The organism is Enterobacter sp. R-25, from assembly GCF_049913205.1.
Lineage (GTDB): Bacteria > Pseudomonadota > Gammaproteobacteria > Enterobacterales > Enterobacteriaceae > Enterobacter > Enterobacter ludwigii.
Genome location: NZ_CP183982.1, coordinates 4,440,960 through 4,466,916 on the forward strand (window position 1 = coordinate 4,440,960; position 25,957 = coordinate 4,466,916).

A 25,957-nucleotide genomic window follows, 5' to 3' on the forward strand; every position below is an offset into this window, starting at 1 on the left:
CCCCTCTCCCTGCGGGAGAGGGAACATTACCGATCTGGCGTAAACCCTTCAAACCGCGACCCTTTGTAACTCAGCATCCCTTTTTCTCCCACCGTCAGTTGATGGTACTGCTGCGCCTCCAGACGGTAGGTCATCTCCAGCCCGCCGGTTTCCGGCTTAAAGCTCGCTTCATAGCGCATGGTGGCTCCCGCCGGCGTAACCTGCTGCTGGCGCGAGCGTCGGTCATTGAGGGCTTTCTCGCGTTTATTGCTTACCACCACGCGTTTTTGCATCAACGGCGCGGCATCGTTGTCCGCCTTCTCACGGCGCTGCTGCACGAAACGAAAGGAGGCGGCAATGACGATAATCGCCACCACGATAACGAAAAAAAGCGGCATCTTGCTCATTCAAAAATCCCATCAGATTATACGGAATTCAGGATACCTTGCCTTCCCCGGCATTGCCAAACGCCTGCCCCCATCACTACACTGAAGAAGAAACTGATTATTCAGACTCAACAGTTACAGGGAGTTAATATGCTTTGGTCATTTATCGCTGTCTGTTTTTCCGCATGGCTTTACGTCGATGCATCCTATCGCGGCCCTGCCTGGCAGCGATGGTTGTTTAAACCCGTCACGCTGTTGTTACTCCTGCTGCTTGCCTGGCAAGCGCCCATGTTTAACGCCGTCAGCTATCTGGTTCTTGCCGGTCTGTGTGCGTCCCTGATTGGTGATGCCTTAACCCTGCTGCCGCGACAGCGCCTGCTGTATGCCGTTGGGGCATTTTTCCTGTCGCATCTGCTTTATACCATTTACTTCGCCAGCCAGATGACGCTCTCCTTCTTCTGGCCGCTGCCGCTGGTGCTGCTGGTCATTGGCGCGCTGTTGATCGCGGTGATCTGGACGCGTCTGGAAGAGATGCGCTTGCCTGTCTGCACGTTTATCGCCATGACGCTGGTGATGGTATGGCTGGCGGGTGAACTGTGGTTCTTCCGTCCGACGGCACCGGCAATGTCCGCGTTCTTTGGTGCCACGCTGCTGTTACTCGGGAATATCGTCTGGCTGGGCAGCCACTATCGTCGCCGCTTCCGTGCGGATAACGCGATTGCCGCCGCCTGCTACTTTGCCGGGCACTTCCTGATTGTGCGTTCGCTGTATATCTAAATAAGCCTTGACTCTGGAGTCGACTCCAGAGTGTATGCTGCGGTTAATGAGAAAATTATCATTACCGGAGACTGCCATGTCGACTCCAGAAACACCTAAAAAAGTTCCACAATTCTCGGCACTTAAGCTCAGCCCCGTTCCCGCGAAGGACGACTGCTGCTGCGACGGCGCATGCGAAACGCAAAACACGCTGCCGCTCCCGGAAAGCGCAAACCGCTACAGCTGGGTGGTCAACGGTATGGACTGCGCGGCCTGCGCCCGTAAAGTCGAAAACGCGGTAAAACAGGTCCCCGGCGTCAGCCACGTCCAGGTGCTCTTCGCCACCGAGAAGCTGCTGGTCAGCGCCGATAATGACATCAGCACGCTGGTTGAAGCCGCCGTCAGTAAGGCCGGTTACAGCCTGCGCAGCGAAACCGCACCTGTCGAAAAGACGTCAGCCCTGCGAGAAAACCTGCCCATTATCACCCTTATCATCATGATGGCCCTGAGCTGGGGTCTGGAGCAATTTAACCACCCGTTCGGTAACCTGGCGTTCATCGCCACAACGCTTGTCGGACTGTTCCCGATTGCCCGTCAGGCCGTGCGGCTGATGAAAAGCGGAAGCTGGTTCGCCATCGAAACGCTGATGAGCGTGGCGGCGATCGGCGCGTTGTTTATTGGCGCGACGGCGGAAGCGGCCATGGTGCTGTTGCTGTTCTTAATTGGCGAGCGCCTTGAGGGCTGGGCGGCGAGTCGGGCACGGAAAGGGGTCAGCGCGCTGATGGCGCTGAAACCGGAAACCGCAACGCGGGTGACGGACAGCGAACGCCAGACGGTGGCAATTAACACGCTGCGCCCGGGTGATGTGATTGAGGTCGCCGCCGGCGGGCGTCTGCCTGCGGACGGTGAACTGCTTACCGCCACGGCGAGTTTCGATGAAAGTGCCCTCACCGGCGAGTCGATTCCGGTTGAACGCTCAGCGGGCGAGAAAGTGCCTGCAGGCGCCACCAGCGTCGATCGTCTGGTGCAACTCACGGTCCTCTCCGGACCGGGTGAGAGCGCCATCGACCGCATCCTGAAGCTGATTGAAGAGGCTGAGGAGCGTCGCGCACCCGTTGAGCGCTTTATCGATCGCTTCAGCCGGATCTACACCCCCGCCATCATGCTGGTCGCTCTGCTGGTGACAATTATTCCACCGTTATTCCTGGGCGCAGCCTGGGAAGGCTGGGTTTATAAAGGTCTGACGTTGCTGCTGATTGGTTGCCCGTGCGCGCTGGTGATCTCCACGCCGGCGGCCATTACCTCCGGTCTGGCGGCCGCGGCGCGTCGTGGAGCGCTGATTAAAGGCGGTGCGGCGCTGGAGCAACTGAGCCAGGTACAACATATCGCCTTCGATAAAACCGGTACGCTGACGGTGGGTAAACCGCAGGTCACGGGCATTTATCCTCAGGAGGGCAGTGAAAATACGCTGCTCACCCTGGCCGCTGCCGTCGAACAAGGCTCCACCCACCCGCTGGCACAGGCAATAGTCCGCGAGGCGCAGTCGCGTGGGCTGGACATCCCTGCCGCCACCGCACAGCGGGCGCTGGTCGGGTCCGGGATTGAAGCCGACGTTGAAGGGAATAACGTCCTGATCGTTGCCGCGAATACGTTTCCGGCGGCCGGGCTGAGCCAGCCAGTCCAGGCGCTGGAACAGGCCGGGCAAACCGTGGTGATGGTGGTGCAAAACGGCGTGGCGATAGGGATGCTGGCACTGCGTGACACCCTGCGTGACGATGCAAAAGACGCCGTCGCCGCGCTGCATCAACTGGGCGTGCAGGGGGTGATCCTCACCGGGGATAACCCGCGAGCCGCGGCAGCGATTGCCGGTGAGCTGGGGCTGGCGTTTAAAGCCGGGTTATTGCCTGCGGATAAAGTGCGCGCCGTAACGGAACTGAACAACCATGCACCGCTGGCAATGGTGGGTGACGGCATCAACGATGCCCCGGCGATGAAAGCCGCCACCATTGGCATTGCAATGGGCAGCGGCACCGACGTGGCGCTGGAAACCGCCGACGCGGCACTCACCCATAACCGCCTGACCGGGCTGGCGCAGATGATTGCTCTGGCGCGCGCCACGCGGGCCAATATCCGTCAGAACATCGGGATTGCGCTGGGCCTGAAGGGGATTTTCCTGGTCACCACGCTGCTCGGTATAACCGGCCTGTGGCTGGCGGTGCTGGCGGATACCGGCGCGACGGTACTGGTGACGGCGAACGCGCTCCGCTTATTACGTCGACAATAACACAAGATGCCCTCTCCCACCGGGAGAGGGCGGAAAACGGCGTCACTGCATCCCTAACACGCGCGGCAGCCACAGCGAGATGGCCGGGATGTACGTCACCATCGCCAGCACCACCAGCAGCATGCCGTAAAACGGCAGCATGGCGCGAACCACATGCTCGATTTTCTGTTTACTTACCGCGCTCGCCACAAACAGCACCGAACCGACCGGCGGCGTAATCAGCCCGATCCCCAGGTTCACCATCATGATCATCCCAAAATGCACCGGATCGATGCCCAGCGAATTGGTCACCGGCAACAGCACTGGCGTCAGGATCAGGATGATCGGTGCCATGTCCATTAACGTGCCGATCAGCAGCAGCATGATGTTGAGATACATCAGGATCACGTACTTGTTATCGGAGAGTGAGGTGAAGAACTCGGTGATACGGCTCGGGAGCTGCATGTAGGTCATCACCGCGCCAAACGCCGCCGCAAAGCCAATCAGTATCATCACGATGGTGACGGTTTTCACCGTCCTGCACATCAGCTTCGGCAGTTCGTTCCATTTGTAGTCCCGGTAGATAAACATGGTGACAAAGAACGCCCACAGACAGGCCACGGCAGCGGATTCCGTTGCGGTAAATATCCCGGACAGTATCCCGCCGAGAATAATCACCACGGTCATCAGCCCCCACAGCGCGTCCAGCGTGATTTTCAGCGCCTGCTTAAAGGGAATTTTTTCCCCTTTCGGGTAGCCACGTTTGCGGGCAAAGCCCAGACACATTGCCATCAGGCTTACGCCGAGCAGCAGCCCTGGCAGCACCCCCGCGATAAACAGCGTCGCGATAGAGACCGTCCCGCCTGCCGCGAGGGAATAAATTACCGAGTTGTGGCTGGGCGGGATCAAAATCGCCTGTACCGACCCGCTGGCGGTCACCGCCGCCGCATAATCGCGCGGATAGCCCTTCTTCTCCATCTCCGGGATCATTACGCTGCCAATGGAGGCCGTATCCGCCACCGACGAGCCGGAAATCGCGCCGAAGAACGTGGAGGCCACAATATTCACCAGCGACAGCCCACCGCGAATAAAGCCAACAAACACGTAGGCGAAATTGACCAGCCGTCGGGCAATCCCCCCTTCCGCCATAATCGCACCCGCGAGAATAAAGAAGGGGATCGCCAGCAGCGTGAATTTATTCACCCCGCTGGTTATCTGAATCATCAGCGCCTCGAGGGGTAAATCTATCCACAATGCGCCCGCGACGGCGCTTAGCCCGACGGCAAAAGCCACCGGCATCCCCAGCGCCAGCAAAATGGCGAGGGTGAATAACAAAACGAATGCATCCATTGTTCACCCCTTAACTGTGGTTGCCGATCAGCACGACGGGACGGTTTTCCTGCGAGCCAAACAGCAGGCGCTCAATCACAAACAGGATCAGAGCGGCAGAGCCCACCGGCAGCGGCAGATAGCTCTCGCCGGAGGTCAGGACCGGAAATTCGGCGACCGGTTGCTCCCAGAGTTCGACGCACAGCCAGTAGCTGTACCAGAACATCAGGCCAGCGATCAGCAGCATCAGCAGATCAACGGCCCGTGCGCAGACGGTTTTTAACGGCCCGGGCAGCCGGTCGGTGAGCATATTCACCGCAATGTGCGAACCGGCACGGTAGCTGACCGCCGCGCCGATAAAGGTGAAGGTCACCATGCAGATGATGGCAACCGGCTCCGGCCAGGATTCACCGCGGTTAAGCACATAGCGCGAAAAAATGCCGATGGGGATCACAATCGTCATCACCAGCAGCGAAATGCCCGCCACGGCCATCGCCAGCAGGTAGAGACGGTCCATCCACTTCAGATAGAGTTCGGACATACGTACTCCGGTTACTTGACGTCAGCGATGGCTTTCATCAGACCCTGATGCTTTTCGCCATACTGGGCGCGCACCGGCTCTGTGGCTTTGATAAATACCGTTTTGTCGATCTCGTGGAACTGCACCCCGCCAGCCTTCATTTTTTCCAGCGCCTGGGCGTTATAGGCTTCCCACAACTTACGTTGTTCAAACTGGGCTTCACGGGCCAGGGTCAGGATCTTTTTCTGCTCGTCGGCGCTGAGTTTGTCCCACTTCACTTTTGAGTAGAGCAGCATTTCCGGGGTGATAAAGTGGCCGCTGAGGGTGTAGTTTTTGGCGACCGGCATATAGTTATGCGCGACATAGGTCGGTGGATTATTCTCCGCGCCGTCAATCACGCCGGTTTGCATTCCGCTGTAAACTTCGCTTACCCCCATTGCCACCGCGTTAGCGCCCATATCTTTCAGCGTCGCCAGCGCCACCGGACTGCCCTGTACGCGGATTTTCTTCCCTTTCAGATCGTCGGGTTTAACAATCGGATCTTTGGTGATCAGGTTGCGGGTGCCGGAGTCCATCCAGCCGAGGAACACCAGTCGTGATTTCGGGTTGGCAGTTAGCTTATCGCCAATTTGCTTGCCGATATCCCCGTCGATCACTTTGTGCATGTGGTCTTCATCGCGGAAAACGTAGGGCAGCGTGAAGACTTCGATATCGGGCAGGATGGCCGCCACCGGCGCCATCGAGACGCGGATCATATCGATCGCCCCCATCTGCGCCTGCTCAATCATCTGTTTTTCATCCCCCAGCACGCCGCCGGGGAAAACCTTGATCTCCAGCTTGCCGTCGGTTTGTTGTTTGAGTTTTTCACCCATTTGCTGAACCGCCACCACGTTCGGGTAGCCTTCAGGGTGCACATCGGCGGCTTTGATGGTTTGCGCAGCGACAGAGCAGGCAAAAGCGGAGAGGCACAGGGCGGCCAGTAACGGCTTGAGGGTCGTTTTCATCGGGTCAACTCCAGGGTAGTGAGATAAGCGTTAAAACAGTGTTTTATTTTTGTACGCTTAAAAACTAGACTACGGCCGGAAAAGCGGGGGTGAAGCGCCTCACAAAAGCGTGAAATTTTGAAACGATGGTTTAGAAAGGTTTTCTCCCTCTCCCGGTGGGAGAGGGTCGGGGTGAGGCCATCAGGCCGCATTTACCCCTTGCGGATCACATACCGGTACGGCAGCGTTTCGGTCTGCTGTGCCACCAACTCATGTTCCATAAAGGTACAAAAACCGGGAATGTCGCGGGTGGTGGCGGGGTCGTCGGCGATGATCAGCAGCGTCTCACCGGTCTGCATGTTGCGCACGGTTTTACGTACCATCATTACCGGCTCCGGGCAGCGAAGGCCCTGAGCATCAAGGGTGTGGTCTGGGCTGGAAAACAGATCGGTCATGTTCTTCTCGGTCAGGTAAAAACGGCTGTAGTTTACGCCCCATCGTCGGCAATGCAACCAGGTTAACGATTGCGTAAAAACTAACCTTTGCAATGTCCGGTCAAAGCAGTATCATGCTGCGGTTTTTATTGGGTTCCCTCACCCCAACGTATAAAAAGGTTACAACATGATGCAGTTTTCTGATTCGCAGCGCGTTAAAGCGTTGTTCTGGCTTTCGCTTTTTCATTTGCTGGTGATTACCTCCAGCAACTATCTGGTGCAACTCCCGATCTCCATCTTTGGTTTTCATACCACGTGGGGCGCGTTCAGTTTCCCGTTTATTTTTCTCGCCACTGATTTGACCGTACGTATTTTCGGCGCACCACTGGCTCGCCGCATTATTTTTGCGGTCATGCTGCCGGCGCTGTTCATTTCGTACGTGATCTCTTCCCTGTTTTATATGGGAAGCTGGCAGGGGTTCGAGGCGTTAACGCACTTCAACCTGTTTGTCGCCCGTATCGCCTCCGCCAGCTTTATGGCCTACGCGCTGGGGCAGATCCTCGACGTTCACGTGTTTAACCGCCTGCGTCAAAATCATCGCTGGTGGATGGCACCCACGGCGTCCACGCTGTTCGGCAACGTCAGCGACACGCTGGCCTTCTTCTTTATCGCATTCTGGCGTAGCCCGGATGCATTTATGGCCCAGCACTGGATGGAAATCGCCCTTGTGGACTACTGCTTCAAGGTGCTTATCAGCATTGTGTTCTTCCTGCCGATGTACGGCGTCCTGCTGAATATGCTGCTGAAAAGACTCGCAGATAAATCTGAAATCACAGCATTGCAGGCTGGTTAAGGGTTCGCTTTATCAGTTGTGATAAGATGAGCCAATCAGCCGTTATGGCCGTTTATCGAAAGGAAGAAGTTAATGCGCAATCTGGTTAAATATGTCGGGATTGGCCTGCTGGTTGTGGGCCTTGCAGCCTGTGATAACAGCGACACGAAAACGCCTGCTCAGGGCGCGTCTGCAGAGAGCAACGCCACCGGTCAGCCGGTGAGTCTGCTGGACGGTAAACTCAGTTTCTCTCTGCCGGCAGATATGACTGACCAGAGCGGCAAGCTGGGTACCCAGGCGAACAATATGCACGTTTACTCCGATGCAACCGGGCAGAAAGCCGTCATTGTGATTGTGGGCGACGACACCAGCGAAGACCTGGCCGTCATGACCAAACGTCTGGAAGATCAGCAGCGCAGCCGCGATCCGCAGCTGCAGGTCGTGACCAATAAATCTATCGAACTGAAAGGCCACACGCTGCAACAGCTGGACAGCATCATTTCAGCAAAAGGCCAGACCGCTTACTCTTCCGTGGTGCTTGGCAAGGTCGATAATAAACTGCTGACCCTGCAGATCACTCTGCCGGCGGAAAATCAGCAGAAAGCGCAGACGGCTGCTGAAAACATCATTAACACCATCGTGATCCAGTAATTCTTCACGATGATGACGTGGCCTCCGGTGCCTGCACCGGGGGCCATTTTTTTAGCCGCCATGTCAGCATCAATGCGATAACCACCAGACCCGCCGCGGCAAGATAGATTACCGGTACCCCTGCCCACGCCATCACCAGCCCCGCCAGCGGCCCGGTAATGCCCAGCGACATGTCCATAAACACCGTGTAGGTCGCCAGCGCCGACCCCTGGTTCTGCTGCGGCACGGCTTTTACCGCGACCACGCCGAGTGCCGGGAAGACCAGCGAAAAGCCAGCGCCGGCGAGGAAAACGCCCATTTTCGCCATCCACGGTGCGGTGGCAATCCCGGTCAACACCAGCCCGACAATCTCTACCGCAAAGCAGATCAACGCCACATTCAGTCCCCCCAGACGGTTGATACCGTTCGGGAAGAGCAAACGCGCGCCGACAAACGCACAGCTAAACAGCGTCAGGGCAAAGGCTGCGCCGTCCCAGCCTTTGGCGTCATAGAAGAGAGTAATGAACGTGGCGATCACGCCGAAGCCGGTGGTTGCCAGCGCCAGCGCCATACCATAAGGCCAGACGCGCCCCAGCACCGCCCTGAACGGCAGCGGCTTGCCTTTGCTGGCCTTCACCTTCGGGCGCGGCAGGGCAAACAGAATCGCGAGCAGCGCGACGACCATAATGGTGATAGCCAGCCCGGATAGCCCGCCATAGGCATAACAGATCACCCCCAGCGGTGCGCCCAGTGCCATCGCGCCGTAGGTGACGATACCGTTCCACGAGATCACCCGGCCAATATGGGACGCGCCCACCACACCCACGCCCCACAGCGTCGAACCGGTACCCGCCAGACTTTGTCCGATACCCAGAATCACTCGCCCCAGACAGAGCAGCGCCAGGCTGACCAGCGGCCAGTGGCTGGTGGTGGCGGCCAGCAGGTAGCCCAGACCACTCAGAAAACAGCCGCAGAGCCCCACTATGACGATGCGCTTTGGCCCAAACAGATCCGCATAGCGCCCGGCATGCGGGCGGCTCAGGAGCGTGGCGAAATACTGCAGGCTGATGACCAGCCCCGCCCAGAATGCGCTAAAACCCATGACGTCATGGACATAGCCCGGCAACACCGCCAGCGGCAGGCCAATCGTCAGATAACTGGCGAAGTTAAAAATCACAACGGAAACAATGCGCAGATTGAGGCGCAATCCGCTCAGCGCCGGTTCGGCGGCATGCTCTGGCATGGGGTTTAACCTGAATTTTTACAACAGTGTTTCACTATTACCACGGCAGGATAAGAAAATCAGCACTGACTTTCAGATTATCGGCTCCAGACGAAGCGGCCACCGGGCACTACACTTAACGGGCTATCACATTAAGGAACCCGCATGATACCGAACCAGTCCGACAAAGCAGGACTTCACATCTTATTAAAACTCGCCTGCCTGGTGGTTATCCTCGCAGGTATCCATGCTGCCGCTGACATCATTGTCCAGCTCCTGCTGGCGCTCTTTTTTGCCATTGTGCTTAATCCGCTGGTGACCTGGTTTTTGCGCCGGGGCATCAGCCGTCCGGTGGCCATTACCATCGTGGTCATCGTGATGATGATTGCCCTGACGGCGCTTTTCGGCGTGCTGGCGGCGTCGCTCAGTGAATTCTCCACCATGCTCCCGCAGTACAACAAAGAGCTGACGCGTAAGATCGTTTCGCTTCAGGAGATGATGCCTTTTCTTAACCTGCATATCTCACCCGAGCGGATGTTACGCCGCATGGATTCAGAGAAGGTCATGACCTACGCCACCACCCTGATGACCGGCCTTTCCGGCGCGATGGCCAGCATCCTGCTGCTGGTGATGACGGTGGTGTTTATGCTGTTCGAGGTCCGCCATGTTCCTTATAAGCTGCGCTTTGCGCTGAATAACCCGCAAATTCATATTGCGGGTTTACACCGGGCCCTGAAGGGCGTGTCCAAATATCTGGCCCTGAAAACGCTGTTAAGCGTCTGGACCGGGGTGATTGTCTGGCTGGGACTGATGCTGATGGGCGTGCAGTTCGCGCTGATGTGGGGCGTACTGGCGTTTCTGCTGAACTACGTACCCAACATCGGCGCGGTGCTTTCCGCCGTGCCGCCGATGATTCAGGCGTTTCTGTTCAATGGCTTTTACGAATGCATGCTGGTGGGGGCGCTGTTCCTGGTCGTGCATATGGTGCTTGGCAATATCCTTGAGCCGCGCATGATGGGCCACCGTCTCGGAATGTCGACGCTGGTGGTGTTCTTGTCGTTGCTGATCTGGGGATGGCTGCTGGGGCCGGTCGGGATGTTACTGTCAGTACCGCTGACCAGCGTGTGTAAGATCTGGATGGAAACCACCAAAGGTGGCAGTAAACTGGCGATCCTGTTGGGTCCCGGGCGACCGAAAAGCCGACTGCCGGGATAACGGGTCCCACAGCGCGTAACTGTGCAACACACCGAAAATTACCGCGACGCTCACCGCGCGGTAATTTTCATTTTCGCTAAGGAGGATTTCGCGTTATTTATCTTGCCATAATAAATGAATCGTCATGCAAATATTTATTTAACGCAAATTACATGGCATATAATTCTCACCCTTTCGTTTCAATGCATTACACCTCCCCTCGCGTAAAATAAATACCCACTTTTATATCGACAGAAATTATCCTCATTAGCGATAATACTCCGCCAAAATATAATTTTTTAAAATTACTGATTTAAATTGTTATTATTGATACGGAGTTGTTGATGAAAAAGATCATTAAATGGTTTGCTGCTGTTGCTGTCGTCAGCGCACTGGCCGGTTGCGCGCGTACCGCCCCAATCGATCAGGTTCACGCTACTGTCAGTACAGGCCACACTGCTGAGCAGGTGAAATCCGCCATTCTGAAAGCAGGCCAGAAGCGCGACTGGATCATGAGCGAAGCGGGCCCGGGCGTAATTAAAGGCCGTCTGCAGGCACGCGACCACTCGGTCGAAATCCGTATTCCTTATTCTGCGACAAGCTATTCAATTAATTACGAAAGCAGTATGAACCTGAAAGCCGCCGACGGTAAAATCCACAAGAACTATAACCGCTGGGTGCATAACCTCGACCACGATATTCAGATGAACCTCTCTGCAGGTGCCGCGCTGTAATATTTTCCTCATGTCGGGCCGACATGGCCCGATAACGTTTTTCTCGGCCTCATAAGGTTACGCACGCATGTACGAAAAGGACACCCTCAACGCGCTGGACGCCATTACCGAAGCGCAACGCATCGCTTTTGCGCCGATGCTGTTTCAGACCGCGCGTTGTCTGCGTAATTCGGGCGTGCTTTCCTGGCTGGATAAAAAAGGGAAAACAGGGGCAAGTCTCGAGGAAATAACCGAAAACAGTACCCTGAGCAGTTATAGCGTAAGCGTATTGCTGGATATGGGATTAAGCGGGCGGATCGTTACCTGTAAAGAAGGGCGCTATTTCCTGGCAAAGGTGGGCCATTTCTTATTGCATGACACCATGACCCGCGTGAATATGGATTTCACGCAGGATGTTTGTTACCAGGGGTTATTCCATCTGGCCGATGCCCTGCAGGAAGAAAAACCGGCGGGATTATCCGTGTTTGGCAACTGGCCAACCATCTATCCGGCATTATCACAATTACCCGCGCAGGCAAAAGAGAGCTGGTTCGCTTTTGATCATTACTATTCTGATGCCGCTTTCGACGCGGCGCTGCCATATATATTCGCAAGCTCGCCGACAAAATTGTACGATGTGGGCGGAAATACGGGTAAATGGGCGTTACGCTGCTGCCGCTATGACGACAATGTTGCCGTGACGATCCTTGACCTGCCACAGCAGATAACGCTGGCGCAGGAAAACATCGAAAAAGCAGGTTTATCTCATCGCATTGGCTTCCATGCTGTCGATATGCTTAGTCATGCGACATTGCCGGGTGAAGCCGATATCTGGTGGATGAGCCAGTTCCTGGATTGTTTCTCTCCGGACCAGATTGTCGCCATGTTGACTCGCGTTGCACAGGCTATGAAGCCCGGCGCGCGACTGTGCATCATGGAACTGTTCTGGGATGCCCAAAAATTTGAAGCCGCCTCATTCAGCCTGAATGCTACCTCGCTTTATTTCACCTGTATGGCGAACGGCAACAGCCGGTTTTACAGTGTAGAGAAATTTTATCACTACCTGGAGCGGGCCGGTTTCCACGTAGAACAGCGGCTGGACAACCTTGGGGTAGGTCATACCCTATTGATTTGTCAAAAAATTGAACAATAGAGCAGTTGAACTGCCCGGCAGGCTTGCCTGTCTTTTAATGATGGTTTTCCGCGGACGCGCGTAGATGAAATTTTCACTGAACATAATTGACTGGCAGGCAAGAGCGCCAGGCCTGAGCGATGCCGCAGAGTGGCAGGCGTGGTCACGCCAGCACCTTACCCTCGACCCGGCTGCGCCGCTGCCTAAGCTTACCGAACTGCCAATGATGACCGCGCGCCGCCTCAACTCGGGCAGTAAGCTGGCGGTAGACCTCGGACTCACCCTGCTTCGCCGCCACGCGATTGATGCCGTTGTCTATTCCAGCCGTCATGGCGAACTGGAGCGTAATTTCCGCATCCTGCACTCCCTGGCGACCGGTCAGGCCGTCTCGCCGACAGACTTTGCCATGTCCGTGCACAATTCGGCGGTGGGCAACCTGACGATCACTGCGCGACACCCCATCGTCTCGTCTTCTGTTTCTGCCGGGCTGGACACCTTCCAGCAGGCATTATGTGAAGTGTTGAGCCTGCTTCAGGCGGGCTATTCCCGCGTCTTGCTGGTCGATTTTGACGGCGCTCTGCCCGATTTTTATCATCCGGGTTTACCGCCGCAGATGCCCACCTGGCCCTACGCGCTGGCCCTGGTGATTGAAGCCGGGAGCACACTGCAGTGCGAAACCCGCAGCGGCAGCACGGGTGAAGAACCTCCCCTGCCGCAGAGCCTGATGTTCCTGCAACGGTACCTCCGCGATGAACGACAGTTTGTGGTTTCAGGCGAACGTCTGCTGTGGCAATGGACACGCGAATGAGCCGCCTGACTGCCCGTATCAACTGGTTATGGCGTCTGATGATGACCGGCTTCTGCTTCGTGCTGTTTGGCACGGGCGGGCTGCTGCTGTCGCTGGTGTGGTTCAACCTGCTGTTGCTGGTTCAGCGCGACCGCGCCAGACGCCGTCGCCTGGCGCGTCGCAGTATCGCGGCCAGCTTCCGCTTTTTCTTACATGTCGCCCGTGGCACCGGGGTACTGGACTATCGCATTCGCAATCTTGACGCCCTTCGCGGGGACCGCGGTTGTCTGGTGGTGGCCAATCACCCGACGCTGATTGATTACGTGATCCTGGCGTCCGTCATGCCCGAAACCGACTGTCTGGTGAAAGGTGCGTTGCTCCGCAACCCCTTTGTCAGCGGCGTCATTCGCGCAGCGGATTACCTGATTAACAGCGAAGCGGAAACGCTCCTCAGTGCAAGCCAGCAGCGTCTGGCCCAGGGCGACACGCTGTTAATCTTTCCGGAGGGCACACGAACCCGGTCGGGAGAGGCAATCTCCCTCCAGCGCGGCGCGGCAAATATTGCCGTGCGCTGCCACAGCGACCTGCGCATCGTGGTGATCCACTGCAGCGAACCTCTGCTGGATAAAAAAAGTCAATGGTACGACGTACCACCCGTAAAGCCTGTTTTCACCGTAGATGTTCGCGATCGCGTGAATATCGACGCTTTTTACGATGCAAAGACACAAGAACCGGCACTGGCGGCAAGGCAGTTAAACCGGCATCTGCAGCATCGATTAACATCAGGCCTTCAATCTTTGTCAGGAATTAATGATGCAAGCGCTTCATCTTGAAATTAAAAATCTCATCATCACCACGCTGAATCTGGACGAGCTTACCGCCGAGGATATCGATACCGATGCTGCGCTGTTTGGTGATGGACTGGGCCTCGACTCTATCGACGCCCTCGAACTTGGCCTGGCCGTGAAAAACCAGTATGGCGTAGTGCTGTCTGCCGAAAGCGAAGAGATGCGTCAGCACTTCTTTTCCGTCGCCACGCTGGCTTCTTTTATCAACGCTCAACGCGCCTGAGATGTGATCCGTTATGACTGAACAAGAAACCATTTATCAGGAAGTCTGCGAACTCCTGGCTACGCTGTTTGAACTCGACCCACAGGAAATCACGCCTGAGGCTCGCCTGTACGAAGATCTGGATCTGGACAGTATCGATGCAGTGGACATGATTGTTCACCTGCAGAAGAAAACGGGGACGAAAATCAAACCGGAAACCTTCAAATCTGTCCGTACCGTGCAGGATGTGGTTGACGCTGTCGCTCAGCTTTTGCGCGACGAGTAAACCACCGTGCCTGGAGGACGAGCGTTTCCGGCGATCCCACTCCTGACGGGAGTCGTGTTGCTGGCGTGGCCATTCCTGATTGGATTGGGGCTGACGCACAACGGTCTGCACTGGCTGTTGCCGCTGATGGCCCTGGTGCTGGTGCTGCGTCTGCATCAGGCGCGGCGAAACGCAGGCCCGATGCGGTATGCGGTGCAGTGCATTGCGCTGGCAGGCCTGGCGCTCTGCGCGGCAAGCTATCTGCTGAAAGCGCACCAGTGGCTGCTGCTCTATCCGGTGGTGGTTAATCTCGTGATGCTGGCCGTGTTTGGCGGCTCACTGTGGACAACCATGCCGCTGGTTGAACGGCTGGCACGTCTGCGTGAACCGAATTTGCCTCCGGCGGGTGTGCGATATACCCGTAAGGTGACGCTGGTGTGGTGCGGGTTTTTCCTCGGTAACGGTGCGATAGCCCTGTTTACCGTGCTACACGGCGATATGCATGTCTGGACAGTGTGGAACGGTATGGTGGCTTATTTTCTGATGGGCACGCTGATGGCGACAGAATGGCTGGTGCGTCAACGGGTGATGAAAAAAGAGAAGCTCGATGAATAAACCCCTCCCGCTTGGCCAGTGGTTAAATGCTCCACGCCCTGACGACATGCCGATCGCCTGGCTTGACGATCGCACCTGGACGCTGGGCGAGTTGCGCCACGATGTCACCTTGCTGGTAGAAGCATTGCGACAGCAGGAGGGTGAACGCTGGGCGCTGTGCTTTGAAAACAGCTACCTGTTTATTGTTGCGCTGCTGGCCTCACTGCATGCCGGTAAAACCCCGGTCATTCCAGGCCATAGCCGGGTCTCTCTGCTCGACGAACAGCAGTCGCTGTTTAGCGGTGTCCTGAGCGATCAGACGCTGGATATTCAGGGAAAGGTCATTGTGGTGACCTCCTCCCCCCAGACCGCGCGCCAATGGGCACCGTTGCCCGTCATTGACGACGCGCGCTTTGTTGAGCTTTTTACCTCGGGCTCCACGGGCACCCCACGCCGGGTCATTAAGCACATCACCAGCCTGGACCGTGAAGCATGCCTGCTGGCGAACCGTTTTGGCGAACGCCTGGCGGGCTGCAGCATTGTGGCCTCGGTCGTACCACAACATCTCTATGGCCTGACGTTCCGCATCATGTTGCCAATGGCGATGGGGCTTCCGCTGCACGCCTCCATGCTTTATTACGCTGAGCAGCTGGCGGCACTCCCTCACGACAGGCAGTACCTTTTTATCAGCAGTCCGGCGTTCCTGAAACGGCTGGATACCGAGCTGACTGCCCCTCCCGTCGTGATGCTGATCTCCGCCGGGGGAATGCTGCCCTGGTGCGATGTCACGGAGACCCATGGCTGGCTTAACGTCTGGCCGGATGAAATCTACGGCAGCACCGAAACCGGGATCCTCGCCTGGCGGCACCGTCAGGCGGACAGCGTACCCTGGTTCGCCTTCCCCGGCGTGGTGTTCCAGAGTGAAGGGGAAATCTGCCGCGTGACCTCCCCGCTCATTCACGAAGCCGCAGGGTTAGAGCTGGACGATATCCTGCACTTCGACAGTAACGGTTTTTTTAGCATTGCCGGACGTCGTGGTCGGGTGGTCAAAATCGAAGAAAAGCGTATCTCACTGAACGAGATTGAACGTCGCCTGCTGGAGCTTGAGGGCATATGTGAAGCCGCAGCATTACCGGTCACCCGCGGAGGTCGTCAGGGTATAGGTGTCCTGCTGGTTCTGGATGAGAAGACCCGTCAGCGCTGGCATCAGCAGGGCAAAAAAACGCAGGAACTGGCCTGGCGCCGCGCCCTGCGGCCCTGGCTTGAGCCGGTCGCTGTCCCCCGCTACTGGCGCATTATCGATGCGATGCCGGTAAACAGTATGAATAAGCGTGTCTATGCGCAGTTACAGGAGTTGTTTCATGAAAATTCATGAAATCGAACGCCACCAGGCACAGCCGCAGCACCTGGAAATCGTTTTGCATCTTGACCCCTCCCTGTTCTGGTTCCAGGGGCATTTTGCCGTACAGCCGTTGCTGCCAGGTGTGGCACAGATTGACTGGGTCATGCACTACGCCACCACGCTGCTGGCACCGGGTTACCGTTTTCACAGCATCCAAAATGTGAAATTCCATGCCCCTCTGCTGCCAGATACCACGGTCACGCTGGTCCTTAACTGGCATGCCGAACGTCAGATACTGACCTTCAGCTACCAGCGCCATGCCGGTGACGATCGCCATACTGCCAGCAGCGGGAAGATTCGCCTGTGTCAGTAACTTTCCGCCCCTGCGTGCTGATCCCGTGCTACAACCATGGCGCGATGATGGCAAAGGTACTGTCGCGGCTGGCGCCGTTCGGCTTGCCCTGCCTGGTGGTCGATGACGGAAGTGACGAGCAGACGCGCCGCATTCTGGAGCGTCTGGCCGCCGGGCAGCCCCAGGTTACGCTGGTACGTCTGGCGCAAAACGCAGGTAAAGGTGCCGCGGTCATTAAGGGGCTGGAAGAGTCTGCCCGCGCGGGCTATACCCACGCCGTACAGGTGGATGCCGACGGCCAGCATGCTATTGAGGATATCCCCAAAATGCTGGCTCTGGCTGAGCGTCACCCGGAGGCGCTGATATCTGGCCAGCCCATTTACGATGATTCCATTCCGCGCTCCCGCCTCTACGGTCGCTGGATAACGCACGTCTGGGTATGGATTGAAACCCTGTCCCTGCAACTTAAAGACAGCATGTGCGGTTTTCGGGTCTACCCGGTCTCGCCCACGCTGCAGCTGGCCACACGCGTGCCGCTTGGCAAACGTATGGACTTTGACACCGAAGTGATGGTCCGTCTCTACTGGCAGGGCAATACCAGCTATTTTCTGCCGACCCGCGTTACCTATCCGCCGGACGGGTTATCCCATTTCGACGCGCTCAAAGACAACGTGCGGATCTCGCTGATGCACACCCGGCTGTTCTTCGGCATGCTGCCCCGCATTCCCGCCCTGCTGTTTCGTCGTCGCCGCCAGCACTGGGCGCAGCAGGACGAGGTGAAAGGCCTGTGGGGTATGCGCCTGATGCTGCGCGTCTGGCAGCTGTTTGGCCGCCGGGCCTTTACCGTGCTGCTGTGGCCGGTTATCGGGGTGTACTGGCTTACGGCCCGACCGGCGCGACAGGCTTCACAGCAGTGGACAGCACGAGTGAAGCAGGTGCTGACGCAGCGGAACATGCCTGTTCCGCCACGCCTTAACAGCTTTTTCCATTTTATGCGCTTCGGTAACGCCATGCTGGATAAAGTCGCCAGCTGGCGCGGCGAACTGAAGTTTCATCGTGACGTGGTCTTTGCTCCCGGTGCGTATGACGTGCTGGATGCTGACGCATCGCAAGGCAAACTGCTGCTCGCGTCGCATCTTGGCGATGTGGAAGCCTGCCGGGCACTGGCTCAGCTGGAAGGCAGCAAAGTCATCAACGCGCTGGTCTTTAGCGATAACGCGCAGCGCTTTAAACAGATCATGACCGAGATGGCCCCCCAGGCGGGGGTTAACCTGATGCCCGTGACGGACATTGGCCCGGATACTGCTATCGCCATCAAAGAGAAGCTTGAGCGCGGTGAATGGGTCGCCATTGTGGGCGATCGCATAGCGGTCACGCCACAGCGCGGCGGCGACTGGCGGGTGATCTGGAGTTCATTTATGGGACAGCCCGCCCCGTTCCCGCAAGGGCCGTTTATTCTCGCCTCCATTCTGCGCTGCCCGGTGGTGCTGATTTACGCCCTGCGTCAGCAGGGTGCGCTCACGATACACTGCGAACCGTTTGCCGACCCGCTGCTTCTGCCACGCGGGGAGCGCCAGCAGGCGCTGCAACAGGCCGTCGATCGCTATGCACAGCGGCTTGAGCATTACGCCTTAATGTCACCGCTCGACTGGTTTAATTTTTTCGATTTCTGGCACCTGCCGGATGCCAAAGAGAAGGAGTAAAGGGTGCTGACCGATCCCCGCTTTACGACCGAAGTAGAAATCACCGTTCCGTTCCACGATGTCGATATGATGGGCGTGGTCTGGCACGGCAACTATTTCCGCTACTTTGAGATTGCCCGCGAGGCGCTGCTCAACCAGTTTAACTACGGCTATCGCCAGATGAAGGCGTCAGGCTATGTCTGGCCGGTAGTCGATACCCGGGTGAAATACCGCGATGCGGTGACCTTTGAGCAGCGCATCCGTGTACGCGCGCACATCGAAGAGTATGAAAACCGTCTGCGCATCGCCTATCAAATTTTCGACGCGCAAACCGGTAAACGCACCACCACCGGCTATACCATCCAGGTGGCCGTCGAAGAAGCCAGCCGTGAAATGTGCTTTGTCAGCCCGGCTATATTGTTTGAACGAATGGGAGTTACGCCATGAAATGGTTGCCTGTGCTGGCACTGATGATCAGCCCGCTGGTGAGCGCCGTGACGCTGGATGAGCTGCAGCAGCGGTTTACCGGGCAACCTGTCGTGCGCGCGCATTTCGAACAGGTCCGGACGATTAAGGATCTGCCACAGCCGCTGCGCTCGCAGGGCGAAATGTTGATCGCACGCGACAGCGGCCTGCTGTGGGATCAAAAAGCGCCTTTCCCCATGACGTTGTTGCTGGATGATAAACGGATGATCCAGACGATCAACGGCCAGCCTCCGCAGACCATTACCGCCGACAATAACCCGCAGATGTTCCAGTTCAACCACCTGCTGCGGGCGCTGTTCCAGGCCGACCGCAAGGTGCTGGAAGAGAACTTCCGCATCGATTTTCGCGATCTCGGCGAAGGCCGCTGGTCGCTGGTGCTGACCCCCACAACGACACCGCTGGACAAAATTTTCGCCACCCTCGATCTGGGCGGCGCGACCTACCTTGAGACGATTCGCCTCAACGATAAGCAGGGCGATCGTACCGATATCGTCCTTTCCCGCCACACACTGACGCCCGCCAGCCTGACCGATGACGAACGCCAACGCTTTGCCGCACCGTAAATCCCTGCGCCCGGCGCTGCTGTGGGCGACGGCATGCCTGATTCTGTTGGGTGTGTTGCTGTCGCTGCTGCCCGGCGCGCGCCTGAACAGCAGCGTACTGGCTATGCTGCCGAAGCAGACGCTCGGGGCAATCCCGCCGGCACTCAACGACGCGTTTATGCAGCGTCTTGACCGCCAGCTTGTCTGGCTGGTCAGTCCCGGTAAAGAACCCGATCCGCGGGTGGCACAGCAGTGGCTGGATCTGTTGAAAAACAGCCATTCGCTCAGGGAGGTTAAAGGCCCGATGGACGCCGCCGGGCAAAAAGCCTGGGGCGAGTTCTTCTGGCAGCATCGCAACGGCATGATTGATTCGGCCACCCGGGCCCGCCTGCAAAACGGCGGTGAGGCGCAGGCGCAGTGGATTTTATCCCAGCTCTACTCGGCCTTTTCCGGCGTGAGTGGCAAAGAGTTGCAAAACGATCCTCTGATGCTGATGCGCGGCTCGCAGCTGGCGCTGGCGCAAAACAGCCAGAAGCTACGGCTGATGGACGGCTGGCTGGTCACCCAGGATGCCAGTGGAAATTACTGGTATATGCTGCACGGTGAGCTGACGGGATCATCGTTTGATATGCAGCAAACCCATCAGCTGGTAACCACCCTTACGGCGCTGCAGGAGACGCTGAAAACGCGCTTTCCGCAGGCGCAGCTGCTCTCACGCGGTACCGTGTTTTACAGTGATTACGCCAGCCAGCAGGCAAAACGGGACATCTCCACGCTGGGCATCGTCACGATCCTTGGGGTTATCCTGCTCATCCTGGCAGTGTTTCGTTCCCTGAAACCCCTGCTGCTGTGTCTGATTTCCATTGCCACAGGTGCGCTGGCGGGCACGGTGGTGACGCTGCTGCTGTTTGGCGAACTGCATCTGATGACGCTGGTGATGAGCATGAGCATCATCGGAATTTCAGCGGATTACACGCTCTATTACCTCACCGAACGCATGGTGCACGGCGCAGAACATTCCCCGTGGCAAAGCCTGGCCAAAGTACGTAATGCGCTGCTGCTGGCGCTGCTGACGACCGTTGCCGCCTACCTGATTATGATGCTGGCCCCCTTCCCCGGGATCCGCCAGATGGCAGTGTTTGCCGCGGTGGGGCTGAGCGCCTCCTGTCTGACGGTGATTTTCTGGCATCCCTGGCTGTGTCGTGGTTTGCCGGTGCGGCCGGTTCCGTTTATGGTCCTGATGTTGCGCTGGCTGGCCGCCTGGCGACGCAATAAAAAACTCTCTGTGGGCCTGCCTGTGGTACTGGCGCTGGTCTCGGCTGCCGGGCTTGCCACCCTGAAGGTCAACGACGATATCGCCCAGCTACAGGCGCTGCCCAAAGACATTCTGGCGCAGGAGAAAACCATTACCGCCCTGACCGGGCAAGGTGTCGATCAGAAATGGTTTGTGGTGTATGGCGCATCGCCGCAGCAAACGCTGGAACGGCTGGAAGCCTTTACCCCGGCGTTAGCCCAGGCCCAAAAAGCGGGGGATATTACCCGCTGGCGGACCCTGCCCTTAAATTCGCTGGCGCGCCAGAAAAGCGATCTGCTGCTGTTGCAGCAGGCCGCGCCGGCCATAACGAACGCGCTGCGAAACGCGGGGCTGAACACCGTCACACCGAATCTGAACGCCATGCCCGTGAGCGTGGAGGCGTGGCTCGCCAGCCCGGCCAGCGAAGGCTGGCGTCTGCTGTGGCTGACCCTGCCTGACGGCGAAAGCGGTGTGTTAGTGCCGGTGGACAACGCCCGGAACAGCGCCGCACTCAGCGAAGTAGCCGCCCGTCATGCGGGCGTTGTCTGGGTCGATCGCAAGGCCAGTTTTGACAGCCTGTTTGCGCTCTACCGCACGCTGTTAACGGGACTCTTGTTTGTCGCGCTGGCGGTGATTGCCTGCGGGGCGATGGTACGCCTCGGCTGGCGAAAAGGACTTATCAGTCTGGTCCCGTCCGTGCTGTCGCTCAGCTGCGGGCTGGCCGCGCTGGCCGTCACGGGGCATCCGGTAAATCTGTTTTCACTGCTGGCGCTGGTCCTGGTGCTCGGCATTGGCATTAACTACACGCTGTTTTTCGGCAACCCGCGCGGTACGCCGCTGACGTCGATGCTGGCCATCACACTGGCGATGATGACCACGCTGCTGACGTTAGGCATGCTCGTGTTCAGCGCCACGCAGGCCATCAGCAGCTTCGGTATTGTGCTGGTGAGCGGCATTTTTACCGCCTTCCTGCTGGCGCCGCTGGCGATGCCTGTTAAGAAAGAGAGAAAACGAAAATGAATGCTTTTTACCGCGCAGCCGCGCTGGTCGCGACGCTGCTGCTGGCAGGCTGTAGCCATTCGACCGATACTGAAGGGACACGTCCGCAGGCCTGGCTTCAGCCGGGAACCCGAGTGACGCTGCCGCCGCCCGGTATTACCCCGGCGGTCAGTTCGCAGCAGCTGCTGACCGGAACCTTCAACGGACAAACGCAGTCCCTGCTGGTCATGCTCAACGCGGATGATCACAAAGTGACGCTTGCCGGGCTCTCTTCCGTCGGTATCCGTCTGTTCCTGGCGACTTACGACGACACCGGGATCCACACCGAACAGTCGATCGTTGTACCGCAGTTGCCTCCCGCCAGCCAGGTACTGGCCGATGTGATGCTCAGCCACTGGCCACTCAGTGCCTGGCAGCCACAACTGCCAAAGGGCTGGACGCTTAAAGACAAGGGCGATCGGCGCGAGCTACGCAATGCCAGCGGCAAGCTGGTGACTGACATTGTCTACCTGCAACGCAAAGGCAAGCGCGTGCCAATCAGCATCGAGCAACACGTCTTTAACTACCACATCACCATTCAATATCTGGGTGACTGAGATGATTTACATTTCTGCTGTTGGCATGGTCAACGCGCTGGGTAACTCGCTGGATGAGATTGCCGCTAACCTGACGGCGGGCGTAGCCCCTGGCATGCACTGTCGGTCCGGCTGGTTGCAGGATGCACCCGACGCCGTGCTGGGTGGCGTGGAAGGTGAATTGCCGTCCATTCCGGATACCCTGTCCGCGCACCGCACCCGCAATAACCAGCTGCTGCTGGCCGCGCTGGCACAGATTCAGTCCACCGTTGACGACGCGATTGCCCGGGTCGGCCGCGACCGCGTGGCCGTGGTTTTGGGTACCAGCACCTCCGGCCTCGATGAAGGGGATGAGCACGTACGATTAACGCTCAACGGCGAAGCCAGCACCCGGTGGCAGTATCCACAACAGGAGCTGGGCGATCCGTCCCGCTTTCTTGCTAACTGGTTACAGCTCGAGGGCCCGGCATATACCCTCTCGACCGCCTGCTCCTCCAGCGCGCGGGCAATTATCAGCGGCCGGCGTCTGATTGACGCCGGGCTGGTGGATATTGCCATTGTTGGCGGCGCAGATACCCTGAGCCGGATGCCCGTCAATGGCTTTCACAGTCTGGAATCGCTTTCTCCAACGCTCTGCGAGCCGTTTGGCCGCGACCGTCGGGGTATCACCATTGGTGAAGCCGCTGCGCTGATGGTGTTGAGCCGTGAACCCGCCGGGGTCGCGCTGCTGGGAACAGGCGAGTCCAGCGATGCTTACCATATTTCGGCGCCGCATCCGCAGGGTGAAGGTGCCATTCGCGCCATTACCCAGGCGCTCAATGACGCGGGTCTGCAGCCGGAGGATATTGGCTATATCAACCTGCACGGCACCGCCACACCGCTCAATGACCAGATTGAATCACACGTGGTACACGACCTCTTTGGAGAAAACGTGCCCTGCAGTTCTACCAAACACCTTACCGGCCATACGCTGGGCGCTGCCGGTATCACCGAAGCGGCGTTGAGCTGGCTTATTCTGACGCGTGACCTGCCGTTACCCCCACAGGATTTCGCCCGCTACGCGCCGGACGAGACGCTGTCGCCGTGCGGCGTGCTGCACCAGAGCACCGCGCTGAAAAAACCGGTCATTTTATCTAACTCGTTCGCGTTTGGTGGCAACAACGCCAGCATCCTGCTGGGGAGAGTGTCATGAGCTACTTATCACCCGTCGACTATCTGCCGCACGATGCGCCAATGATGCTGCTGGGATCCGTTGAACGCGTCACAGACGATTCCGCCGTATGCCGTGTCGCGGTCAACGGCCAAAGCGTACTGGCGCCCTTTTTGAATGCCGAGGGCGATTTGCCAGGCTGGTACGCGCTCGAACTGATGGCGCAGACCGTTGGCGTCTGGTCAGGCTGGCATCGCCAGCAGAAAGGGCAAGATCATATTGCGCTGGGCATGGTGCTGGGTGCGCGCGAGTTGGTCTGCGCCAGTGGACGTTTCGCAAAAGACGCGACGCTGGACATCACCGTCAGACTGCTGATGCAGGATGAACGCTTCGGCAGTTTTGAATGTACGATCTCCTCCGGTGAGGAGACGCTGGCCACGGGCCGGGTCAATACCTTCCAGCCGAGCGCAGAAGAATTAACATCGCTTTTTAATCAGGGATCCCACGCATGAGTCGTTCCGTACTGGTCACCGGGGCCAGCAAAGGCATTGGTCGTGCCATCGCCTGCCAGCTTGCCGCTGACGGGTTTACCGTAGGCGTACATTACCACCGTGACGCCGCAGGCGCGCAGGCGACGCTGGATACCATCACACAGGCGGGCGGTCAGGGTCGCCTGCTCTCTTTCGATGCAGGTAACCGCGAACAGTGCCGTGACGTGCTGGAGCAGAATATCGAGGCCCACGGCGCATGGTATGGCGTGGTCAGTAATGCCGGTATCACCCGCGACGGTGCGTTTCCGGCCCTCAGCGAAGACGACTGGGACAGCGTCATTCATACCAACCTCGACAGTTTTTATAACGTTATTCAACCCTGCATTATGCCGATGATCGCCACCCGAAAAGGGGGGCGCATTATCACCTTATCCTCCGTGTCCGGCATGATGGGCAACCGCGGTCAGGTGAACTACAGCGCGGCAAAAGCGGGCATTATTGGCGCGACCAAAGCACTGGCGATTGAGCTGGCAAAACGCAACATCACCGTGAACTGCATTGCGCCGGGGCTGATTGATACCGGCATGATTGAAATGGAAGAGGCTGCGCTGAAAGAGGCAATGTCCATCATTCCCATGAAACGGATGGGCCAGGCCGAAGAGGTTGCAGGACTTGCCAGCTATCTGATGTCAGATATTGCAGGCTACGTTACCCGCCAGGTCATTTCCATTAACGGAGGAATGCTATGACGCGTCGCGTGGTGATTACCGGTATGGGCGGCGTTACCGCCTTCGGTGAGGACTGGCAATCCGTTTCCCGCAGGCTGCTGGCGTATGACAACGCGGTACGCAAAATGCCGGAGTGGCAGGTTTACGATGGCCTCCACACTCTGCTGGGCGCGCCGATTGATGATTTCACCCTGCCGGAACACTATACCCGCAAGCGTATTCGCGCCATGGGCCGCGTGTCGTTGATGTCGACCCGCGCCACCGAGCTGGCGCTGGAGCAGGCGGGGCTGATTGGCGAGGCGGTGCTCACAAATGGCCAAACCGGTATCGCCTATGGTTCCTCCACAGGCAGTACCGGGCCAGTCAGCGAATTCGCCACCATGCTCACCGAAAAACACACCCACAACATCACCGGTACGACCTATGTGCAGATGATGCCGCACACGACCGCGGTGAATACCGGCCTGTTCTTTGGCCTTCGGGGTCGCGTTATCCCGACGTCGAGTGCCTGTACGTCAGGCAGTCAGGCCATTGGCTACGCCTGGGAAGCCATTCGTCACGGTTACCAGACCGTGATGGTCGCAGGCGGAGCAGAGGAGCTTTGTCCGTCAGAGGCGGCGGTGTTTGACACCTTATTCGCGACCAGCCAGCGCAACGATGCGCCGAAAACCACCCCTTCGCCATTTGATACGCAGCGTGATGGTCTGGTCATTGGGGAAGGCGCAGGCACCCTGATTCTGGAAGAGCTTGAGCATGCCAGAGCACGCGGTGCAACTATCTATGGCGAGATCGTTGGCTTCGCCACCAACTGTGATGCAGCTCATATCACCCAGCCACAGCGAGAAACCATGCAAATTTGTATGGAGCAGTCGCTGGCATTAGCAGGGTTAAGCGCGCGGGACATGGGGTACATCTCCGCGCACGGTACCGCCACCGATCGCGGTGATATCGCTGAAAGCCAGGCCACCGCCGCCATCTTTGGCGACAACGTGCCAATTTCGTCGCTGAAGAGCTATTTTGGCCACACGTTAGGCGCCTGTGGGGCGCTGGAAGCCTGGATGAGTCTGCAGATGATGCGTGAGGGCTGGTTTGCCCCGACGCTCAATTTAAGACAACCGGATGAGCAATGTGGTGCTTTAGATTATATTATGGGTGAAGCCCGTCAGATTGACTGCGAGTATCTGCAAAGCAATAACTTCGCATTTGGCGGCATCAACACGTCGATAATCATCAAACGCTGGGCGTAA

The 25,957-nt window shown here is 57.8% G+C and carries 29 protein-coding genes; 23 read left to right on the top strand and 6 right to left on the bottom strand.

The features are described from left to right. Positions 1–26: 26 nt before the first annotated feature. The gene (locus ACN9MQ_RS21255) at positions 27–386 is read right to left on the bottom strand and encodes a DUF2500 domain-containing protein (protein ID WP_014172017.1); all 360 of its coding nucleotides are present in this window, start codon (positions 384–386) and stop codon (positions 27–29) included. 129 nt (positions 387–515) lie between these two features. Between ACN9MQ_RS21255 and ACN9MQ_RS21260 the strand changes: the two genes are divergently transcribed. Further along, positions 516–1,142 (top strand): lysoplasmalogenase, encoded by a 627-nt coding sequence (locus tag ACN9MQ_RS21260; protein WP_014172018.1) that lies wholly within the window; start codon positions 516–518, stop codon positions 1,140–1,142. A gap of 76 nt (positions 1,143–1,218) precedes the next feature. Beyond that, the gene (zntA, locus tag ACN9MQ_RS21265) at positions 1,219–3,405 is read left to right on the top strand and encodes a Zn(II)/Cd(II)/Pb(II) translocating P-type ATPase ZntA (protein ID WP_426021564.1); all 2,187 of its coding nucleotides are present in this window, start codon (positions 1,219–1,221) and stop codon (positions 3,403–3,405) included. A 42-nt stretch (positions 3,406–3,447) separates the two neighbouring features. Here zntA and ACN9MQ_RS21270 read toward each other — a convergent pair whose 3' ends face one another. From ACN9MQ_RS21270 to tusA, 4 genes are all read right to left on the bottom strand, one after another. Further along, positions 3,448–4,734, bottom strand: a complete 1,287-nt coding sequence (locus ACN9MQ_RS21270; protein WP_014172020.1) for a TRAP transporter large permease — start codon at positions 4,732–4,734, stop codon at positions 3,448–3,450. Between the two features lie 10 nt (positions 4,735–4,744). Beyond that, positions 4,745–5,254 carry a TRAP transporter small permease gene (locus ACN9MQ_RS21275; RefSeq protein ID WP_426021565.1) on the bottom strand — a complete coding sequence of 170 codons (510 nt, stop codon included), beginning with the start codon at positions 5,252–5,254 and terminating at the stop codon, positions 4,745–4,747. Between the two features lie 11 nt (positions 5,255–5,265). Then, positions 5,266–6,237, bottom strand: a complete 972-nt coding sequence (locus ACN9MQ_RS21280) for a TRAP transporter substrate-binding protein (RefSeq protein ID WP_346590180.1) — start codon at positions 6,235–6,237, stop codon at positions 5,266–5,268. Positions 6,238–6,428: 191 nt separating this feature from the next. Continuing rightward, the gene (gene tusA, locus ACN9MQ_RS21285) at positions 6,429–6,671 is read right to left on the bottom strand and encodes a sulfurtransferase TusA (protein WP_020884537.1); all 243 of its coding nucleotides are present in this window, start codon (positions 6,669–6,671) and stop codon (positions 6,429–6,431) included. 166 nt (positions 6,672–6,837) lie between these two features. Here tusA and ACN9MQ_RS21290 point away from each other — a divergent pair, with 166 nt between their 5' ends. Next, positions 6,838–7,503 (top strand): 7-cyano-7-deazaguanine/7-aminomethyl-7-deazaguanine transporter, encoded by a 666-nt coding sequence (locus ACN9MQ_RS21290; protein WP_020884536.1) that lies wholly within the window; start codon positions 6,838–6,840, stop codon positions 7,501–7,503. A 72-nt stretch (positions 7,504–7,575) separates the two neighbouring features. Beyond that, positions 7,576–8,133, top strand: a complete 558-nt coding sequence (locus ACN9MQ_RS21295; protein ID WP_014172025.1) for a DcrB family lipoprotein — start codon at positions 7,576–7,578, stop codon at positions 8,131–8,133. 4 nt (positions 8,134–8,137) lie between these two features. On the opposite strand, the gene ACN9MQ_RS21300 is transcribed toward ACN9MQ_RS21295, so the two are convergent. After that, the gene (locus tag ACN9MQ_RS21300; RefSeq protein WP_020884535.1) at positions 8,138–9,355 is read right to left on the bottom strand and encodes an MFS transporter; all 1,218 of its coding nucleotides are present in this window, start codon (positions 9,353–9,355) and stop codon (positions 8,138–8,140) included. A gap of 144 nt (positions 9,356–9,499) precedes the next feature. Here ACN9MQ_RS21300 and ACN9MQ_RS21305 point away from each other — a divergent pair, with 144 nt between their 5' ends. The 19 genes from ACN9MQ_RS21305 to ACN9MQ_RS21395 all read left to right on the top strand — a co-directional run bounded on the left by ACN9MQ_RS21305 (position 9,500) and on the right by ACN9MQ_RS21395 (position 25,957). Further along, positions 9,500–10,549, top strand: coding sequence for an AI-2E family transporter (locus ACN9MQ_RS21305; protein ID WP_014172027.1), 1,050 nt, complete (start codon positions 9,500–9,502; stop codon positions 10,547–10,549). Between the two features lie 323 nt (positions 10,550–10,872). Further along, positions 10,873–11,262, top strand: coding sequence for a hypothetical protein (locus ACN9MQ_RS21310; protein WP_333193494.1), 390 nt, complete (start codon positions 10,873–10,875; stop codon positions 11,260–11,262). A 67-nt stretch (positions 11,263–11,329) separates the two neighbouring features. After that, entirely contained in the window at positions 11,330–12,394 is a 1,065-nt protein-coding gene (locus tag ACN9MQ_RS21315) for a methyltransferase (RefSeq protein WP_044858008.1), read from the top strand. Positions 12,395–12,458: 64 nt separating this feature from the next. Continuing rightward, entirely contained in the window at positions 12,459–13,181 is a 723-nt protein-coding gene (locus ACN9MQ_RS21320; RefSeq protein WP_040018231.1) for a beta-ketoacyl synthase chain length factor, read from the top strand. Next, complete coding sequence (locus tag ACN9MQ_RS21325) at positions 13,178–13,993, top strand: lysophospholipid acyltransferase family protein (RefSeq protein WP_251884955.1); 816 nt, start codon at positions 13,178–13,180, stop codon at positions 13,991–13,993. Before ACN9MQ_RS21320 ends, ACN9MQ_RS21325 begins: the two co-directional genes overlap by 4 nt. Next, positions 13,974–14,231, top strand: coding sequence for a phosphopantetheine-binding protein (locus ACN9MQ_RS21330; protein ID WP_020884530.1), 258 nt, complete (start codon positions 13,974–13,976; stop codon positions 14,229–14,231). The genes ACN9MQ_RS21325 and ACN9MQ_RS21330 overlap by 20 nt, the downstream gene beginning before the upstream one ends. Positions 14,232–14,244: 13 nt before the next feature. Then, positions 14,245–14,496, top strand: coding sequence for an acyl carrier protein (locus ACN9MQ_RS21335; RefSeq protein WP_014172033.1), 252 nt, complete (start codon positions 14,245–14,247; stop codon positions 14,494–14,496). Between the two features lie 6 nt (positions 14,497–14,502). Next, positions 14,503–15,090, top strand: a complete 588-nt coding sequence (locus ACN9MQ_RS21340) for a hypothetical protein (RefSeq protein ID WP_086532984.1) — start codon at positions 14,503–14,505, stop codon at positions 15,088–15,090. Then, on the top strand, positions 15,083–16,444 hold the full coding sequence (locus ACN9MQ_RS21345) for an AMP-dependent synthetase (RefSeq protein ID WP_426021566.1): 1,362 nt from the start codon (positions 15,083–15,085) through the stop codon (positions 16,442–16,444). Before ACN9MQ_RS21340 ends, ACN9MQ_RS21345 begins: the two co-directional genes overlap by 8 nt. Beyond that, a complete protein-coding gene (locus ACN9MQ_RS21350) occupies positions 16,431–16,784 on the top strand; it encodes a hydroxymyristoyl-ACP dehydratase (RefSeq protein ID WP_426021567.1) in 354 nt (117 codons plus the stop codon). The genes ACN9MQ_RS21345 and ACN9MQ_RS21350 overlap by 14 nt, the downstream gene beginning before the upstream one ends. Beyond that, positions 16,775–18,466: a glycosyltransferase family 2 protein gene (locus ACN9MQ_RS21355; RefSeq protein WP_426021568.1), complete on the top strand. Its 1,692-nt coding sequence runs from the start codon at positions 16,775–16,777 to the stop codon at positions 18,464–18,466. Before ACN9MQ_RS21350 ends, ACN9MQ_RS21355 begins: the two co-directional genes overlap by 10 nt. A 3-nt stretch (positions 18,467–18,469) precedes the next feature. Continuing rightward, a complete protein-coding gene (locus ACN9MQ_RS21360; RefSeq protein WP_014172038.1) occupies positions 18,470–18,892 on the top strand; it encodes an acyl-CoA thioesterase in 423 nt (140 codons plus the stop codon). Next, entirely contained in the window at positions 18,889–19,494 is a 606-nt protein-coding gene (locus ACN9MQ_RS21365) for an outer membrane lipoprotein carrier protein LolA (RefSeq protein WP_032679154.1), read from the top strand. Before ACN9MQ_RS21360 ends, ACN9MQ_RS21365 begins: the two co-directional genes overlap by 4 nt. Then, positions 19,463–21,787 (top strand): MMPL family transporter, encoded by a 2,325-nt coding sequence (locus ACN9MQ_RS21370; protein WP_426021569.1) that lies wholly within the window; start codon positions 19,463–19,465, stop codon positions 21,785–21,787. The genes ACN9MQ_RS21365 and ACN9MQ_RS21370 overlap by 32 nt, the downstream gene beginning before the upstream one ends. Next, positions 21,784–22,362: a DUF3261 domain-containing protein gene (locus tag ACN9MQ_RS21375; protein ID WP_014172042.1), complete on the top strand. Its 579-nt coding sequence runs from the start codon at positions 21,784–21,786 to the stop codon at positions 22,360–22,362. The genes ACN9MQ_RS21370 and ACN9MQ_RS21375 overlap by 4 nt, the downstream gene beginning before the upstream one ends. 1 nt (position 22,363) lies before the next feature. Continuing rightward, positions 22,364–23,533, top strand: coding sequence for a beta-ketoacyl-[acyl-carrier-protein] synthase family protein (locus tag ACN9MQ_RS21380; RefSeq protein ID WP_040018248.1), 1,170 nt, complete (start codon positions 22,364–22,366; stop codon positions 23,531–23,533). Next, positions 23,530–24,003, top strand: coding sequence for a 3-hydroxy-fatty acyl-ACP dehydratase (locus ACN9MQ_RS21385; protein ID WP_025202828.1), 474 nt, complete (start codon positions 23,530–23,532; stop codon positions 24,001–24,003). The genes ACN9MQ_RS21380 and ACN9MQ_RS21385 overlap by 4 nt, the downstream gene beginning before the upstream one ends. Beyond that, positions 24,000–24,731 (top strand): 3-ketoacyl-ACP reductase FabG2, encoded by a 732-nt coding sequence (locus tag ACN9MQ_RS21390; RefSeq protein ID WP_020884521.1) that lies wholly within the window; start codon positions 24,000–24,002, stop codon positions 24,729–24,731. The genes ACN9MQ_RS21385 and ACN9MQ_RS21390 overlap by 4 nt, the downstream gene beginning before the upstream one ends. Then, positions 24,728–25,957, top strand: a complete 1,230-nt coding sequence (locus ACN9MQ_RS21395; protein WP_014172046.1) for a beta-ketoacyl-ACP synthase — start codon at positions 24,728–24,730, stop codon at positions 25,955–25,957. Before ACN9MQ_RS21390 ends, ACN9MQ_RS21395 begins: the two co-directional genes overlap by 4 nt.

Bases quoted from the DNA above. Each gene is read 5' to 3' on its own strand.
- ACN9MQ_RS21255 (WP_014172017.1), bottom strand. From the start codon at position 386: ATGAGCAAGATGCCGCTTTTTTTCGTTATCGTGGTGGCGATTATCGTC.
- ACN9MQ_RS21260 (WP_014172018.1), top strand. From the start codon at position 516: ATGCTTTGGTCATTTATCGCTGTCTGTTTTTCCGCATGGCTTTACGTC.
- zntA (WP_426021564.1), top strand. From the start codon at position 1,219: ATGTCGACTCCAGAAACACCTAAAAAAGTTCCACAATTCTCGGCACTT.
- ACN9MQ_RS21270 (WP_014172020.1), bottom strand. From the start codon at position 4,734: ATGGATGCATTCGTTTTGTTATTCACCCTCGCCATTTTGCTGGCGCTG.
- ACN9MQ_RS21275 (WP_426021565.1), bottom strand. From the start codon at position 5,254: ATGTCCGAACTCTATCTGAAGTGGATGGACCGTCTCTACCTGCTGGCG.
- ACN9MQ_RS21280 (WP_346590180.1), bottom strand. From the start codon at position 6,237: ATGAAAACGACCCTCAAGCCGTTACTGGCCGCCCTGTGCCTCTCCGCT.
- tusA (WP_020884537.1), bottom strand. From the start codon at position 6,671: ATGACCGATCTGTTTTCCAGCCCAGACCACACCCTTGATGCTCAGGGC.
- ACN9MQ_RS21290 (WP_020884536.1), top strand. From the start codon at position 6,838: ATGATGCAGTTTTCTGATTCGCAGCGCGTTAAAGCGTTGTTCTGGCTT.
- ACN9MQ_RS21295 (WP_014172025.1), top strand. From the start codon at position 7,576: ATGCGCAATCTGGTTAAATATGTCGGGATTGGCCTGCTGGTTGTGGGC.
- ACN9MQ_RS21300 (WP_020884535.1), bottom strand. From the start codon at position 9,355: ATGCCAGAGCATGCCGCCGAACCGGCGCTGAGCGGATTGCGCCTCAAT.
- ACN9MQ_RS21305 (WP_014172027.1), top strand. From the start codon at position 9,500: ATGATACCGAACCAGTCCGACAAAGCAGGACTTCACATCTTATTAAAA.
- ACN9MQ_RS21310 (WP_333193494.1), top strand. From the start codon at position 10,873: ATGAAAAAGATCATTAAATGGTTTGCTGCTGTTGCTGTCGTCAGCGCA.
- ACN9MQ_RS21315 (WP_044858008.1), top strand. From the start codon at position 11,330: ATGTACGAAAAGGACACCCTCAACGCGCTGGACGCCATTACCGAAGCG.
- ACN9MQ_RS21320 (WP_040018231.1), top strand. From the start codon at position 12,459: ATGAAATTTTCACTGAACATAATTGACTGGCAGGCAAGAGCGCCAGGC.
- ACN9MQ_RS21325 (WP_251884955.1), top strand. From the start codon at position 13,178: ATGAGCCGCCTGACTGCCCGTATCAACTGGTTATGGCGTCTGATGATG.
- ACN9MQ_RS21330 (WP_020884530.1), top strand. From the start codon at position 13,974: ATGCAAGCGCTTCATCTTGAAATTAAAAATCTCATCATCACCACGCTG.
- ACN9MQ_RS21335 (WP_014172033.1), top strand. From the start codon at position 14,245: ATGACTGAACAAGAAACCATTTATCAGGAAGTCTGCGAACTCCTGGCT.
- ACN9MQ_RS21345 (WP_426021566.1), top strand. From the start codon at position 15,083: ATGAATAAACCCCTCCCGCTTGGCCAGTGGTTAAATGCTCCACGCCCT.
- ACN9MQ_RS21350 (WP_426021567.1), top strand. From the start codon at position 16,431: ATGAAAATTCATGAAATCGAACGCCACCAGGCACAGCCGCAGCACCTG.
- ACN9MQ_RS21365 (WP_032679154.1), top strand. From the start codon at position 18,889: ATGAAATGGTTGCCTGTGCTGGCACTGATGATCAGCCCGCTGGTGAGC.
- ACN9MQ_RS21370 (WP_426021569.1), top strand. From the start codon at position 19,463: ATGACGAACGCCAACGCTTTGCCGCACCGTAAATCCCTGCGCCCGGCG.
- ACN9MQ_RS21375 (WP_014172042.1), top strand. From the start codon at position 21,784: ATGAATGCTTTTTACCGCGCAGCCGCGCTGGTCGCGACGCTGCTGCTG.
- ACN9MQ_RS21380 (WP_040018248.1), top strand. From the start codon at position 22,364: ATGATTTACATTTCTGCTGTTGGCATGGTCAACGCGCTGGGTAACTCG.
- ACN9MQ_RS21385 (WP_025202828.1), top strand. From the start codon at position 23,530: ATGAGCTACTTATCACCCGTCGACTATCTGCCGCACGATGCGCCAATG.
- ACN9MQ_RS21390 (WP_020884521.1), top strand. From the start codon at position 24,000: ATGAGTCGTTCCGTACTGGTCACCGGGGCCAGCAAAGGCATTGGTCGT.
- ACN9MQ_RS21395 (WP_014172046.1), top strand. From the start codon at position 24,728: ATGACGCGTCGCGTGGTGATTACCGGTATGGGCGGCGTTACCGCCTTC.